Origin of the sequence: Pseudomonas sp. C9 (genome assembly GCF_002000165.1) — a bacterium.
GTDB lineage: Bacteria > Pseudomonadota > Gammaproteobacteria > Pseudomonadales > Pseudomonadaceae > Aquipseudomonas.
The window spans coordinates 1,156,581-1,172,146 of record NZ_MPAK01000001.1 but is presented as its reverse complement, the minus strand read 5'-3'; the positions used below and the strand labels follow the sequence as shown (position 1 = coordinate 1,172,146).

Here is a 15,566-nt window from a genome sequence, read left to right as displayed (position 1 = left end):
CCTCACGAGATGACGGCGATCGGCTGCGCAGTAGCAGCCAGCAAACGCTTGATTTCCGGGACGCACGAACCGCATTGCGTGCCGCAACCCAATTCCTGTTTCAAACCTTGCAAGTCCAGGCCACGGCGGATACCGGCGCAGACTGCGTTTTGGCTGACGTTTTTGCAGTTGCACAGGGTTTTGTTGCCGATCGAGGCGGCATCGATCTGCCCCGGTGGTGCGCTCAGGGGCGCGAGCAGCCAGCGCCGCAGTTGCTCATCGGCGCGACCTTCGAGCCACAGGCTTTGCAACCAGTGTTGGGCGAGAGTTTCACCCGCCAGGCGAATAGCGGTGATGCGCCCGTTCTCGATCCGCACTCGCTTGCCGATGGAGCGCCGTGGATCGTCGTATGCCAAAACCGGTCCATCGAGTAGCCCGAGGCACTCATCAATGTCACGCAGCAGTTTCGGGTCTGGCGCCAAGGCGCTGGCAGCGCGTATCAGCAGCGCGGGGCGCTCACGGCCGGCAAGGCTGAGGCTGGCGTAGGAAAACGCCTCGCAGAGGGTGCGTAGGCTCTCAAAATGCTGTGGGATGTCTCCCTCAATCAGCGCAAACAGATGCCATGGCAAATGCACGGGCTCAAGGCGCACACCGCTGTGCTTGAGTTCCGGTTGTTTCGACAGTGGATCGAAGGCTGGAAGGGTGAGGGTGTTTACACCTCCCTTGAGGAAGCGGTCACCAAAATGCATCGGCAAAAACGCCTGCCCCGGGCGCACGCTGTCATCGCTGGAGACTGGCACGATCACGGCGCCGCGACGGCTTTTCAGGCTGATCAAGTCACCTGGTTGCAGGCGATGCCTGCGCAACTCGTCCGGGTGCAGGCTCAACACCGCTTCGCTGACATGACCGAACAGCTGCGCCGCAGTGCCGGTACGGCTCATGCCGTGCCATTGATCGCGCAGGCGACCGGTGATCAGCGTCAGTGGGAAACGCGCATCCCGTTGTTCCTTGGCGGCGCGATACGGGTCGGCGACGAATTGCGCGCGGCCGCTGGCAGTCGGGAAGATACCGTCGAGATAGAGGCGGGCGGTACCTTGGCGGGCGCCGGTCGGAAATGGCCATTGCTGCGGGCCGAGCTGGTCGATCAGCGCATGGCTGATCCCGGACAAGTCCAGATCACGGCCGCGGGTCAGTAATTTGTATTCGTCGAACACCTGCGCCGGTGTTTCAAAGGCAAACAGGCTTGAGGATTCGGGGCGTAAATGTTTTTCCAGCCGCTGCGCGAAATCCACCGTGATCGCCCAGTCCGGGCGCGCGGAACCAGGTGCGACGATTGCCCGGCGGACGTGGGAAATACGCCGTTCCGAATTGGTGACGGTGCCTTCCTTTTCACCCCAGCTCGCAGCGGGCAACAACAGGTCGGCAAACCCGGCGGTTTCAGTGGTACGAAAGGCTTCTTGCAGCACCACGAACGGGCAGGTTTCAAGTGCCGCACGCACAGCCGTCTGATCAGGCAGTGATTGTGCGGGGTTAGTGCAAGCGATCCACAGTGCTTTTATTTTTCCGCGGCCGACCTGGTCAAACAACTCGATGGCCGTCAGCCCAGGGTTCTCAGGCAGTTGATCGACGCCCCAGTAAGCCGCTACATCGGCACGATGCTCAGGGTTGGCGGCGTCGCGATGCCCCGGCAGCAGGTTCGACAGACTGCCGGTTTCCCGCCCGCCCATGGCATTCGGCTGACCGGTCAACGAGAAAGGTCCTGCGCCGGGGCGGCCAATTTGCCCGGTAGCCAGGTGCAAATTGATCAGCGCGCTGTTCTTGGCGCTGCCGGCGGTAGATTGGTTTAGCCCCATGCACCACAACGACAGGAAACTCGGTGACGTACCGACCCATTCGGCGCATTGCTGCAATTGCTCAACGCTGATTCCACACAGCTGCGAAACCATTTGCGGTGTGTAATCGCGCACCAGGTTTTTCAGCTCGGTCAAACCGTCGGTGTGGGCCTTGATGAAGTCTCGGTCGATCCAGTCTTCCCACAGCAGCAGGTGCAAAATCCCGTGGAACAGGGCGACATCGGTCCCGGGAAGAATCGCCAAGTGCAGGTCAGCTAGATCGCACGTGTCGGTGCGACGCGGATCGATGACGATGACTTTCATCTGTGGTCGGCAGGATTTGGCTTCTTCCAGTCGACGAAAAAGTACCGGGTGGGCGTAGGCCATGTTACTGCCGACGATCATCACGCAGTCGCTCAACTCCAGGTCTTCATAACTGCACGGTGGCGCATCGGCGCCCAGGCTGCGCTTGTAGCCGACCACCGCCGACGACATGCACAGTCGCGAATTGCTGTCGATGTTGTTGGTGCCCACCAACGCCCGCGCCAGTTTGTTGAAGGCGTAATAGTCCTCGGTCAGCAATTGCCCGGAAATGTAGAACGCCACGCTGTCCGGGCCGTGTTCGGCAATGGTCCGGGCGAAAACGCTGGCGGCATGATCGAGGGCGGTGTCCCAGTCGGTGCGGCTGCGTGCCAGGCCTTTGCCCAGGCGCAGTTCGGGATAGAGCGCTCGCGCAGTCAGGTCACCGGTCAAATGCAGGGTTGATCCCTTGCTGCACAATTTGCCGAAGTTGGCCGGGTGGGCCGGATCGCCACTGACGCCGAGGATGCGCTCGCCGTCATGTTCGATCAGCACACCGCAGCCGACGCCGCAATAGCAGCAGGTAGAAGCGGTGATTTGACGGTTCATCAGCTTGCTTCCCGCAGGGCCAGCAGCACCCGACCATTCTCGACCCGTGCCGAGTGATGGTGGGCGCAGCCGATGTCAGGGACCAGGGCTTCGCCGGTTTCCAGGTCGATTTGCCAGTTGTGCAGCGGGCAGGCCACGCGTTTGCCGTACACCAAGCCTTGTGACAGCGGCCCGCCCTTGTGTGGGCAGCGGTCGTCGAGGGCGAAAACCTCATCGTCGCTTGTACGAAAAATCGCGATATCACCTTTCGGCCCGGCAATGATCCGCGAGCCCAGGGCATTGATGTCTTCCAGTGCGCAGATATCCAGCCAGTTCATGCCAGCACCTCCAGGTTCTTCAACGGAATGACGTCGAACTCTTTTTTCAGCTGCGGCTGCGCCAGGCGTTCCTTCCACGGGTCTTGCTCGAACGACAGCGAGAATTGCAGGCGATCATTGAGTGCCTTGCGCCGCACCGGGTCCTCCAGCACGGCTTTCTTGATGTGTTCCATGCCGACCCGTTGCAGGTAATGCACGGTGCGCTCCAGGTAGAAGGCTTCTTCGCGATAGAGCTGCAAGAACGCGCCGTTGTATTCACGAACTTCTTCAGCGGTTTTCAGCTTGACGAAGAACTCGGCGACTTCGGTTTTGATCCCGCCATTGCCGCCGATGTACATCTCCCAGCCGGAATCCACGCCGATGATTCCTACGTCCTTGATGCCCGCTTCCGAGCAGTTGCGTGGGCAACCGGAGACCGCCAGTTTCACTTTGTGCGGTGACCACATGTTGAACAGGTCATGCTCCAGTTCGATGCCCAATTGGGTGGAGTTCTGGGTGCCGAAGCGGCAGAACTCGCTGCCAACGCAGGTCTTCACGGTGCGGATGGATTTGCCGTAGGCGTGACCGGATGGCATGTCGAGGTCTTTCCAGACGCCCGGCAAATCCTGTTTCTTGATCCCCAGCAAGTCGATGCGCTGGCCACCGGTGACCTTGACCATCGGTACGTTGTACTTGTCGGCGACGTCGGCGATGCGCCGCAGTTCCGAAGGGTTGGTCACGCCGCCCCACATCCGCGGGACAACCGAATAGGTGCCGTCTTTTTGAATGTTGGCGTGGACGCGTTCGTTAATCAGGCGTGATTGCGGGTCGTCCTTTGCCTCACCCGGCCAGGTGGAAATCAGGTAGTAGTTGAGGGCCGGGCGGCACGTGGCGCAGCCATTCGGTGTGCGCCAGTTCAAGTAGCTGATGGTCCCGGCAATGGTCAGTAAATGTTGCTCGCGGATGGCCTGGCGGATTTGGCCGTGGTTGAGGTCGCTGCATCCGCAGATGGCTTTTTCGCTTTTCGGTTTGACGTCCGCCGCGCCACCCACGGTGTTGATCAGGATCTGCTCCACCAGCCCTGCGCAGGAGCCGCATGAACTTGCAGCCTTGGTGTGTTTTTTCACCTCGTCGACACTGAACAGTCCGTGCTCCTGAATCGCCTTGACGATGGTGCCTTTGCACACGCCGTTGCAACCGCACACTTCGGCGGTATCGGCCATGCTCATGGCTTTGTCCTGACCTTGATGCCCGACGTCACCTAGAGCGTTTTCACCGAACATCAGGTGATCACGGATCTCGTCGATGGCGTGACTCTCACGAATCTGCCGGAAATACCAGCCGCCATCGGCCGTGTCGCCGTACAGGCAGGCGCCGACCAGCACGTCATCCTTGATCACCAGTTTTTTGTAGATCCCGCCGATCGGATCGGAGAGGGTGATGGTTTCCGTGCCTTCGCCGCCCATGAAGTCGCCGGCAGAAAACAGATCGATGCCGGTGACTTTCAATTTGGTCGACGTCACTGAACCTTGATAGCGGGCGAAGCCCAATTGGGCGAGGTGGTTGGCGCAGACCTTGGCTTGCTCGAACAGTGGTGCGACGAGGCCGTAGGCGATGCCGCGATGGCTGGCGCATTCACCGATGGCGTAGACCCGCGGGTCGTAGGTTTGCATCGTGTCATTGACCAGAATCCCGCGGTTGCAGGGGATGCCGGATTTTTCCGCGAGTTCGGTGTTGGGGCGAATGCCAGCGGCCATCACCACCAGGTCGGCGGGGATGATGTCGCCGTTCTTGAATTCAACCGACCCGACCCGGCCATTGCCCCCGTCGTGCAGCGCCTGGGTTTGCTCGCGCAGGCGAAAGTGCAGGCCGCGCGCTTCGAGGGCGGTTTGCAACAGTTGACCGCTGGTCTTGTCCAATTGTCGTTCCAGCAACCACTCGCCGATGTGTACGACGGTCACGTGCATGCCGCGCAGCATCAGGCCGTTGGCGGCTTCCAGGCCCAGCAGGCCTCCGCCGATGACGACGGCGTGCTTGTGGGTCTTGGCGGTGTTGATCATGGCCTGGGTGTCGGCGATGTCGCGGTAGCCGATCACACCCTGCAAGGTGTTGCCGGGGATCGGCAGAATAAACGGGGTCGAACCGGTGGCGATCAGCAGGCGATCATATTCCGCCTCGGTGCCGTCTTCGGCGATGACGCGGCGTTTGACCCGGTCAATCTCCACGACTTTGCGGTTGAGCAACAGCTTGATGTTGTTTTCCAGGTACCAGTCGAGGTCGTTGAGCACGATCTCTTCGAACGTCTGCTCACCGGCCAGTACTGGCGACAGCAGGATGCGGTTGTAGTTGGTATGAGGTTCGGCGCCGAAGACCGTGATGTCGTACAGCTCGTTGCTCAGCTTGAGCAGTTCTTCCAGGGTGCGAACCCCGGCCATGCCGTTGCCGATCATCACCAGTTTTAGTTTTTTCATCAGGTTCTCCGGGGAGTTCAGACCCGCCTCATCAGGGCTTTCAGGTCTTGCTCGACAATTTTGCGCAAACAAAAAAAGGCGTCCCGCTAGTTGCCTAGCGAGGACGCCTTTGTCCTTGTCCCGTTCTCTCGGGCAGCGCAGCCTTCTACGTTGAAGGCCGGGCTTTATGTGTGGTGAAGAAGGTAATGCAGTGGTTGTGCCAAGTGCTCCAGGTCAACGGGTTTGTTGGGTTTAGTCGTGGTTTCGGACTTTGGCAGGAGCGTTTTTGCACCGATTCAATGCACGTCGCCCGCAATTGGCGCGGCTTCTGTAGCCGCTGGCGAAGCCTGCGTCCGGCTGCGAAGCAGTCGCAATTTCAGACGACACGGTGTGCCAGGTTCACCCTATGTGCAGGGCCTACGACTGCTTCGCAACCGGACGCAGGCTTCGCCAGCGGCTACAAGGGATCTGTGTCAGCCATGAACCACTAGAAACAGCAACGCCAGATTAACCACCAACGACACCAGCGCCATCGTGCGCCAGACTTTCAACGGCTCGCGCTCCAGCAACGGCTTGGGGCGCACGCTCAAACTGCGCCGCTCGCCTTGCTCCAGTACCAGCAACCATTCTTCCGCCGTTTCAAAGCGCACAAGCGGATCCGCTGCGACAGCCCGTTGCAAACACTGCGCGATCCAGTCGGGCACATCCGGCCGGTAGCGACTGGCGCTCACCGGTACACCAAACCGGGGCCGCTGAAACGCTTCGATTTCGCCGTAGGGATAGTGCCCGGTCAGCAGCCAGTACAACGTCACGCCGACGGCATACAGGTCTTGTTGCGGCGTCGGGATGCCCCCGCGAAAGGCTTCCGGTGCGATATAGCTGGGTGTTCCGGGCAGGGCCGAGGGTTGATCCTCGGACAAGCCCGGGCAGTAGGCGAGGCCGAAGTCCAGCAGGCGTAGCTCACCGTCGTCCCCCAGCAGCAGGTTGTCCGGTTTGATGTCGCGGTGCAGGATTTGTCGGCGATGCAGCAGCCCCACGGCGCGGAGCAGGCGTTCGGCCAGGTCTTGCCATTGAGCCAGTGGCAGTGGTCCGACACCCGCGTGCAGTTCTGCCAGCGTCGATCCGGAATATTCACGCATCACGTAGTACAAATGCTGACGCTGACTGGCGGCATGGACTTCAGGGAAATGCCGTCCGGCCACGCGTTTGAGAAACCATTCCTCCGACAGCAGTGCCTGCCCGGCCAAGTGATCGTCGCGCAGCGCACCGGGCAAGGTTTTCAATAGCCAGGGTTGCTGTTGCCCATCGCGCACTCGGTAGAGCAGTGACTGCTGGCTCTGGCCGGCGATCCCCTCGACCTGCCAGCCTTCGAAGGACTGACCGGGTTTCAGTGCAGGAGGCAGCGGCCATTGCTGCAAATGAATCAGTGCGTCGCCGATGCTCGTTTCACCGAGGGCGTCAACGCGCACCAACAGGGCGCTGGCGTTGTCCTGGCTGCCGGCCAGGTGCGCCGCGCTGACCAAGGTCTGTGCGGCACTGTCCAGATCGGGCTGATCGCGCAAAATAGCGGCAATGGCCGTATCGCCCAGCACGGCCCAGATGCCATCGCTCAGCAGGACAAAACTTTCATTGAGGCGCAATTCGCCATCGAGAAAATCCAGCACCAGATGTTGGTCGAGGCCCAGCGCCCGTTTGAGCACATGTTGCATGCCCGGTTGGTCCCAGACGTGATCCTCGCTGACGCGCTGCAACTGATCCGCGTGCCAGCGGTACACGCGGCAATCGCCGACATGGGCCAAGGTAAAACGCCTGCCGCGCATGACCAGGGCGCTGACGGTGGTCAGCAGCGGCTGCCCACCGCCATTGGCCTGCAACCAGCGATTTTGCGCCAGCAGCAGACGGTCCAATGCCTGGGCGACACCCCAGGTTTCCGGGGTGGCGTAATAATCCAGCGCCAGGGCCTGCAAGGTCGAGCGGGCGGCGAGGCCACCGTCGGCGCATTGGCTGACACCATCGGCAATGGCGAACAGGTAACCCTTGCTCGCCGCCAAGGCCGGGGCGGGCGTCACCAGGCGCAGGGCGTCCTGGTTTTCCTCGCGCGGCCCCGTGGCGCTGGCTTCGGCAAAACTCAATTGCAGGCTCATTGAGGCGTCAGACCCGAGCCGCCGTCACGGCGGCCGAACCCCAGGTGGTTCTCCAGCGACGTTTCACCCCGTGCAAGCCGAACCAGGCCAGAACACCGAGGCTGGCGAACAACCACAACGCCAGTTGATAGCTGCCGGTGCTTTGCTTGATCGCGCCCATGCCGGCCGCCAACGCGAAGCCGCCGATGCCGCCGGCCATGCCGATCAAACCGGTCATTACACCAATCTCCCGACGAAAACGCTGCGGCACCAACTGGAAAACCGCGCCGTTACCTGCACCCAGACCGAGCATGGTGCAGACGAAAAGTGCCAGCGCCGCGTAGGAGCTCGGCAGATTGAAACCCACCGCCGCGATGCAGACGGCGGCCACGGTGTACATCGCGAGCAGCGTGCGAATACCGCCGAACCGGTCGGCCAGTGCGCCGCCCAAAGGACGCATCAGGCTGCCGCCGAACACGCAGGCCGCGGTGTAGTAACCGGCGGTCACCGGGCTCAGGCCGTACTGGTCGTTGAAGTAGCCGGGCAGGGCGCTGGCCAGGCCGATAAAACCGCCGAAAGTCACGCTGTAGAAAAACATGAACCACCAGCTGTCGCGGTCACCCAAGGCCTTGAAGTAGTCGGCCATGGATTTGGCTTTCGGCCGCTCCGGTGCGTTTTTCGCCAGCCAGGCGAAGACGATAATGGTCAGGATCAGCGGGATCAGGGCGAAGCCGAACACGTTGCTCCAGCCGAATGCCGCCGCCAGTACCGGGGCGATCAATGCCGCCAGAACCGTGCCGGAGTTGCCCGCTCCGGCGATGCCCATGGCTTTGCCTTGATGCTGCGGCGGATACCATTGCGACGCCAGCGGCAGGGCGACGGCGAAGGACGCACCGGCCATGCCGAGGAAAAGGCCCAGCACCAGCGCTTGCTCGTAGCTGTGGATCCCGAGTTTCCAGGCGCCGAACAGTGCGCAGATAACGATCACCTGGCCGATCAGCCCGGCGGTTTTTGGCGACAGACGATCCGCCAGCATGCCCATGATAAAGCGCAGTACGGCCCCGGCCAGGATTGGCGTGGCCACCACCAGCCCGCGTTGTTGGGTGGTCAGGTGCAAGTCGGCGGCGATCTGCACAGCCAACGGGCCGAGCAGGTACCAGACCATGAAGCTCAGGTCGAAATAGAGAAAGGCCGCGAACAGGGTCGGGGTATGGCCGGATTTCCAGAAGCTTGAATTCATCGCGCACCTCAGCTGTGAAGAGTCTCGAGAAGGAGTCATGAGCTAGCAGGTGGGGCGCCTTTGGGCCGCACCACCGGCCCCGGGCTGTGGGGCCAAAACGAAAAAACGCCGCTACCCGATTCGCCAGGGGCAAATGAGGTGAGCGACGTCTTTGTCGTAGGTGGGGCAACCGCCGTTGGTTACCTGTGGTGATTACATAGCCAAATCTGTGCCAACAACCGAGACCTGGTGGAGATCGTTCCCACGCTCCGCGTGGTCACGCCGCCGTGGACGCTCTGCATCCGCTTCACGCTGTGACGCGGAGCGTCACGGGATGCATTCCCACGCGGAGCGTGGGAACGATCATCTGTGCCAGGTTCGGGAGATCGGTTACTGGAGCAACTCACTCATGGCAATGATCTGCTCCGCCACTTGAATCAGTTTCTGCTGGCGGCTCATGGCCTGGCGGCGCATCAGGGTGTAGGCCTCTTCCTCGTTGCAATGCTTCATCTTCATCAACAAGCCCTTGGCCAGCTCGATACGCTTGCGCTCGGCCAGTTGCTGGTCGCGGGCATGCAATTGGGCGCGCAGTGCCTGGTCGCTTTCAAACCGCGCCATGGCCACGTCGAGAATCGGCTGCAAGCGTTGTGCGTGAATGCCTTCGACGATGTAGGCACTGACCCCGGACTGGATCGCCTGACGCATCACGCCGGGGTCATGTTCATCGGTAAACATGACGATCGGCCGTGGCTGATCGCGGGTGACCAGCACCACTTGTTCCATCACATCGCGGCTCGGTGACTCGGTATCGATCAGAATCACGTCCGGGCGCACCGTTTCGACGCGCTCGGGCAGGTCGATGGTCAAACCCGATTCGTCGATCACCTCGAATCCGGCTTCAGTCAGCGCGGCTTTCAGGCGACCGACTTTTTTCGCAGTGTCGTTGATCAGCAGGATACGCAACATGTTCGCAGTCTCCTGTCAGCGGTGGGCGAATCGGTAAGAGCTGTCGCTCATCGCGTGCAGCTTGAAACTGCGGGCATAGCCGACCGGATCGGAACCGTCCCAGACGTTGCCGTCGATCAACTGGCTGCTGCGCATGTCTTGATCCGAAGCGGCGACACCGACGGCAGTGGCAGCTTCGCAGTACAGGTCCAACTGCTGGACCTGACGGGCCACGCCGAGGTAATCCGGGTCGTCGCGCAATAAACCCCAGCGCCGGAACTGAGTCATGAACCACATGCCGTCAGACAGGTACGGAACGTTGACCTCGCCACCGGCGTGGAAACGCAGTGCGTGCGGGTCCTGCCAGCGATTGCCCAGGCCATCGGCGTAATCGCCCAGCAGACGCGGCTCGATGCAGTCCAGAGGGGCGTCGAGGTAGTCGGGCGCACTCAACAGTTGCGCGGTGCTGCGGCGGTTTTCCGTGCTTTGCTCGATGAAGCGGCTGGCTTCCAGGATCGCCATCACCAAGGCCCGCGCGGTGTTGGGGTAGTGCTCGACAAACGCACGGGTACAGCCGAGGACTTTTTCCGGGTGGTCGGGCCAGATGGTCTGGGAGGTCGCCATTGTGAACCCCAGGTTTTGCTGCACCGCGCTGGCGGCCCATGGCTCACCCACGCAAAAACCGTCGATACGCCCCGCTTGCAGGTGCGCGACCATTTGCGGTGGCGGTACCACCACGCTGTCGACATCCTGCAACGGATGGATACCCTGGCTCGCCAGCCAGTAATACAGCCACATGGCGTGGGTGCCGGTGGGAAATGTCTGGGCGAACGTGAGTTTTGGGCGAGTTTGGTGCACGTGTCGGTCGAGTGCTTCAGGACCGGTCACGCCCAGCGCCTGCAAACCGTGGGAGAGATTGATGCTCTGGCCGTTCTGGTTCAGCCCCATCAGCACGGCCATGTCAGTCGAGGCTACGCCGCCGATGCCCAGGTGCACCGCATAAATCAGGCCGTACAGGCTGTGCGCGGCGTCGAGTTCGCCGCTGACCAGTTTGTCGCGCAGGTTGGCCCAGGACGACTGGCGCTTGAGGTTCAGGGTCAGGCCGTAGGGCTGGGCGAACCCCTGGGTGGCGGCGACCACGACCGAGGCGCAGTCGCTCAGGGCCATGAAGCCGAGATTGATGTCGGTCTTTTCCGGGGCATCGCTGCCATTGACCCAGGCCAGGGGGGTGGCTGGAACTTCAATCATCGTTAAGCACCTTCCATAAAAAAACGCCGTACCGGGCGGCTTGCCAGAGCAAGGGCCAGTGACGACGCCTTTGTCTTTCGACCCATCCCGCCGTTGGCATGAGTGCTGATAGCGGTGGTGGTGCAAGGCATATGCCATCGCGGGCTGATTTTGTCGCGTGCCTCGCCTGCGACGCCGATGCGCGGCTATAATTGCCGCCACTTTTCGTAGCCCAGAGTCAAACCCGCCCATGTACACCCTGGCCCGTCAGCTGTTGTTCAAACTTTCCCCGGAAACCTCCCACGATCTGTCCCTGGACCTGATCGGCGCGGGTGGGCGTTTGGGCCTCAACGGCTTGCTGTGCAAAGCTCCGGCGAACATGCCGGTGTCGGTCATGGGCCTGGATTTTCCGAACCCGGTCGGTTTGGCCGCCGGCCTGGACAAAAACGGCGCGGCCATCGACGGTTTCGCCCAGTTGGGCTTTGGATTTGTCGAAATCGGCACCATCACCCCGCGTCCGCAACCCGGTAACCCGAAGCCACGGATTTTCCGCCTGCCCGAAGCCGAGGCGATCATCAACCGCATGGGCTTCAACAACCTGGGCGTCGATCACCTGCTGGCCCGCGTCGCCGCCGCCAAATACAAGGGCGTGCTGGGTATCAACATCGGCAAGAACTTCGACACTCCGGTTGAACGTGCGGTCGACGATTACCTGATTTGCCTGGACAAGGTCTATGCCCATGCCAGCTATGTGACGGTCAACGTCAGCTCGCCCAACACACCGGGCCTGCGCAGCCTGCAGTTCGGTGATTCGCTCAAGCAGTTGCTCGCTGATCTGGCCACGCGCCGCGCAGAACTGGCCTTGCGCCACGGCAAACACGTGCCGCTGGCGATCAAGATCGCGCCGGACATGAGCGACGAAGAAACGGCGCAGGTCGCACAAGCGCTGATTGAAACCGGCATGGACGCAGTGATCGCCACCAACACCACCCTCAGCCGCGTCGGCGTCGAAGGCATGGAGCACGGTGACGAGGCGGGCGGTCTGTCCGGTGCACCGGTTCGCGACAAGAGCACTCACACCGTGAAAGTACTGGCGGCGGAACTGGCGGGTCGCTTGCCGATCATTGCCGTGGGCGGTATCACCGAAGGCAAGCACGCGGCAGAGAAAATCGCGGCAGGTGCGAGCCTGGTACAGATTTACTCCGGCTTCATTTACAAAGGCCCGGCGCTGATTCGTGAGTCTGTAGACGCCATCGCAGCCCTGCGCTGATTGTGTAGCAGCTGCCGAGCCTGCGAGGCTGCGTCCGGCTGCGCAGCAGTCGTCAAACCTGCATGCACGGTGCCTCTGCAAATCGCGGTGTCTGATTTCACGACTGCTTCGCAGCCGGACGCAGCCTCGCGGGCTCGGCAGCTGCTACAGGGATGGTGTTTGGCTAGAACGCAGGCATAAAAAAGGGCTCCTCGAAGGAGCCCCTGGGCCGGAGCCCGCCGTCCGGATGGGACGTGCGTGGTTAATTCAGTCAGTCATCAGATTGTCGTGTCGGAGTGTTTGGCCCTGTAAATTAGCCGACGGCGTGAAGTTCGTTGAGTCTGTGGATTCCCGCAGTGCCGGTCATACCGTCCCAGTTGTCGCCGCGTCCTTCTCGCCAGCCGTTAATCCAGGCTTGGCGTACCGACGGTAGAGTAAATGGGCAAAGCTCACGGGATTTGCCACCAACGCCATATTGATATCCGCGCAAAAATGCTCTTTCCAACGGATCACGCTTAAGTCTTCTCATAGGGTGTTGCCCTCACTTGTTGACTGTATTTATCGCGTCGACCTCTATTGAGGTCTGGCAGAAAAACTCTGCCGTTGGGGGCTCGCTGCCGGCGTGACGAGCCAAGGTGTTGACGTCGTTGCGGCGTCAACCTGTGTTGAGTTCTAACCAATGCGTCACATCGAGGGAATGATCGTTTTGTCATAAGAACGTAACCATAAAGATGCTAAGGCCATAAGCATCACGATGAATGCCCGGTGTTGATTGGCAAAAGCCCTGTATGATCGGCCCCCCGCAGGATGACGGGAGTAATCCCTTAGTGAGAATGACTTCTGTTGGTGGAAGCATTATTCGACGAAGGGTCGCTTTATGACATTTTGTTGCATCAACTATTTTATCTGTCCTTGCATCTAAGCTCTTTTAACCCGAGCAGCAGGGGTGGGACGGCACACCTTCGTGCCACGCGGGCGCTCTTCGAGAAAAGCGCCTGATTGAAAACCGGATCGGCAATGCGTTGCCGGTTCACTTCGCCAAAGGCTCTGAAATTCCCATGTCCGACCAATTCGAAATCTTCCTCACCTGCCCAAAAGGCCTTGAAGGCCTGCTCATCGAGGAAGCCGTCGGGCTTGGCCTTGAAGAGGCACGCGAGCACACCTCGGCCGTGCGCGGCATGGCCACCATGGAAACCGCTTACCGCTTGTGCCTGTGGTCGCGTCTGGCGAACCGGGTGCTGCTGGTGCTCAAGCGTTTCCCGATGAAGGACGCCGAAGACCTGTACCACGGCGTGCTGGATATCGAGTGGCAAGACCACATGCTCAACGCCGGCACCCTGGCCGTCGAGTTCAGCGGCCACGGCTCGGGCATCGACAACACCCACTTCGGTGCCTTGAAGGTCAAGGACGCCATCGTCGACAAGTTGCGAACCCCGCAAGGCGACCGTCCGTCGATCGATAAACTCAACCCGGACCTGCGCATTCACCTGCGCCTGGACCGTGGCGAAGCGATTCTTTCCCTCGATTTGTCGGGTCACAGCCTGCACCAGCGCGGTTATCGCTTGCAGCAGGGCGCCGCGCCGCTGAAGGAAAACCTCGCGGCTGCGATCCTGATCCGTTCCGGCTGGCCACGCATTGCGGCCGAAGGCGGCGCGCTGGCTGACCCGATGTGCGGTGTTGGTACGTTCCTGGTTGAAGCCGCGATGATCGCCGCTGATATGGCACCGAACCTGCGTCGCGAGCAGTGGGGCTTTACCCATTGGCTGGGCCACGTTCCGGCGCTGTGGAAAAAGCTTCACGAGGAAGCCACCGAACGTTGCGCTGCCGGCCTGGCCAAGCCACCGCTGTGGATTCGCGGTTACGAAGCCGACCCGCGCCTGATTCAACCGGGCCGCAACAACGTCGAGCGTGCCGGCCTGAGCGAGTGGATCAAGATCTACCAAGGCGAAGTCGGTACGTTCGAGCCGCGTCCGGACCAGAACCAGAAAGGCCTGGTGATCTGCAACCCTCCCTACGGCGAGCGTCTGGGTGACGAGGCGAGCTTGCTCTACCTCTATCAGAACCTCGGCGAGCGTCTGCGTCAGGCCTGCTTGAACTGGGAAGCCGCAGTGTTCACCGGCGCCCCGGATCTGGGCAAGCGCATGGGCATTCGCAGTCACAAGCAGTATTCGTTCTGGAACGGCGCATTGCCGTGCAAGCTGCTGCTGATCAAGGTCACGCCAGACCAGTTCGTCACGGGCGAGCGTCGCACCCCTGAGCAGCGTCAGGTCGAGCGCGAGCAGGCGGCTTACGATCAGGCACCGAGCGAGCCAGAAGAGCGCAAGTACAACAAAAACGGCAACCCGATCAAACCGACACCAGCACCTGCGCCGGTGATCGAGCAGCCGCGTTTGAGCGAAGGCGGGCAGATGTTTGCCAATCGCCTGCAAAAAAACCTGAAAGCCATGGGCAAGTGGGTCAAGCGCGAAGGCATCGACTGCTATCGCGTGTATGACGCCGACATGCCGGAATACTCGATGGCCATCGACCTGTATCAGGATTGGGTCCACGTTCAGGAATACGCGGCGCCGAAATCCATCGATCCGGAAAAAGCCTCGGCACGCATGTTCGATGCCTTGGCCGCTATTCCGCAGGCCTTGAACATCGACAAGAGCCGTGTAGTGGTCAAGCGTCGCGAGCGTCAGAGCGGCACCAAGCAATACGAGCGTCAAGCCGCGCAGGGCAAGTTCGTCGAGGTCAACGAAGGTGGCGTGAAGCTGCTGGTCAACCTGACTGACTACCTCGACACCGGGCTGTTCCTTGACCACCGCCCGATGCGCATGCGCATTCAGAAAGAGTCGGCCGGCAAGCGCTTCCTCAACCTGTATTGCTACACCGCGACGGCCAGCGTTCACGCCGCCAAGGGGGGTGCACGCAGCACCACCAGCGTCGACCTGTCGAAAACCTATCTGGACTGGGCGCGTCGCAACCTGTCGCTGAACGGTTTCTCTGACAAGAACCGTCTGGAGCAGGGCGATGTGATGGTCTGGCTCGACGCCTGCCGTGACGAGTACGACCTGATCTTCATCGACCCGCCGACGTTCTCCAACTCCAAGCGCATGGAAGGGATCTTCGACGTGCAGCGCGATCAGGTGCAACTGATCGACCTGGCGATGGCACGCCTGGCACCCGGTGGCGTGTTGTACTTCTCCAACAACTTCCGCAAGTTCGCGCTGGAGGAAAACCTCACGCAGCGTTACGCGGTCGAAGAAATCACCGCCCAGACCATCGATCCGGATTTCGCCCGCAACGGCAAGATCCACCGCGCATGGAAAATCACCGCACGTTGATAGCTGTG

Annotated in this window: 10 protein-coding genes; 2 read left to right on the top strand and 8 right to left on the bottom strand. The window is 61.1% G+C overall.

Features of this window, described 5'->3' with window-relative positions:
* Positions 1–2 precede the first annotated feature (2 nt).
* The 7 genes from BMS17_RS05510 to BMS17_RS05480 form a co-directional block, all read right to left on the bottom strand.
* Positions 3–2,720 carry a nitrate reductase gene (locus BMS17_RS05510; RefSeq protein WP_077430589.1) on the bottom strand — a complete coding sequence of 906 codons (2,718 nt, stop codon included), beginning with the start codon at positions 2,718–2,720 and terminating at the stop codon, positions 3–5.
* Complete coding sequence (gene nirD, locus BMS17_RS05505) at positions 2,720–3,037, bottom strand: nitrite reductase small subunit NirD (protein ID WP_077430588.1); 318 nt, start codon at positions 3,035–3,037, stop codon at positions 2,720–2,722. The genes BMS17_RS05510 and nirD overlap by 1 nt, the downstream gene beginning before the upstream one ends.
* On the bottom strand, positions 3,034–5,487 hold the full coding sequence (gene nirB / locus BMS17_RS05500; protein WP_077430587.1) for a nitrite reductase large subunit NirB: 2,454 nt from the start codon (positions 5,485–5,487) through the stop codon (positions 3,034–3,036). The genes nirD and nirB overlap by 4 nt, the downstream gene beginning before the upstream one ends.
* 452 nt (positions 5,488–5,939) lie before the next feature.
* Positions 5,940–7,610 (bottom strand): bifunctional protein-serine/threonine kinase/phosphatase, encoded by a 1,671-nt coding sequence (locus BMS17_RS05495; protein WP_077430586.1) that lies wholly within the window; start codon positions 7,608–7,610, stop codon positions 5,940–5,942.
* Between the two features lie 7 nt (positions 7,611–7,617).
* Complete coding sequence (locus tag BMS17_RS05490; RefSeq protein ID WP_046027045.1) at positions 7,618–8,829, bottom strand: NarK/NasA family nitrate transporter; 1,212 nt, start codon at positions 8,827–8,829, stop codon at positions 7,618–7,620.
* 369 nt (positions 8,830–9,198) lie between these two features.
* Positions 9,199–9,774 (bottom strand): ANTAR domain-containing response regulator, encoded by a 576-nt coding sequence (locus BMS17_RS05485; protein ID WP_046027044.1) that lies wholly within the window; start codon positions 9,772–9,774, stop codon positions 9,199–9,201.
* A 15-nt stretch (positions 9,775–9,789) separates the two neighbouring features.
* Positions 9,790–11,001 carry a CmpA/NrtA family ABC transporter substrate-binding protein gene (locus BMS17_RS05480; RefSeq protein ID WP_077430585.1) on the bottom strand — a complete coding sequence of 404 codons (1,212 nt, stop codon included), beginning with the start codon at positions 10,999–11,001 and terminating at the stop codon, positions 9,790–9,792.
* A 229-nt stretch (positions 11,002–11,230) separates the two neighbouring features.
* Between BMS17_RS05480 and BMS17_RS05475 the strand changes: the two genes are divergently transcribed.
* Positions 11,231–12,250 (top strand): quinone-dependent dihydroorotate dehydrogenase, encoded by a 1,020-nt coding sequence (locus BMS17_RS05475; protein ID WP_046027042.1) that lies wholly within the window; start codon positions 11,231–11,233, stop codon positions 12,248–12,250.
* Between the two features lie 292 nt (positions 12,251–12,542).
* On the opposite strand, the gene rmf is transcribed toward BMS17_RS05475, so the two are convergent.
* Positions 12,543–12,758: a ribosome modulation factor gene (gene rmf, locus BMS17_RS05470; RefSeq protein ID WP_003223300.1), complete on the bottom strand. Its 216-nt coding sequence runs from the start codon at positions 12,756–12,758 to the stop codon at positions 12,543–12,545.
* A 529-nt stretch (positions 12,759–13,287) separates the two neighbouring features.
* Between rmf and rlmKL the strand changes: the two genes are divergently transcribed.
* Positions 13,288–15,558 carry a bifunctional 23S rRNA (guanine(2069)-N(7))-methyltransferase RlmK/23S rRNA (guanine(2445)-N(2))-methyltransferase RlmL gene (rlmKL, locus tag BMS17_RS05465; RefSeq protein WP_046027041.1) on the top strand — a complete coding sequence of 757 codons (2,271 nt, stop codon included), beginning with the start codon at positions 13,288–13,290 and terminating at the stop codon, positions 15,556–15,558.
* Positions 15,559–15,566: the final 8 nt, after the last annotated feature.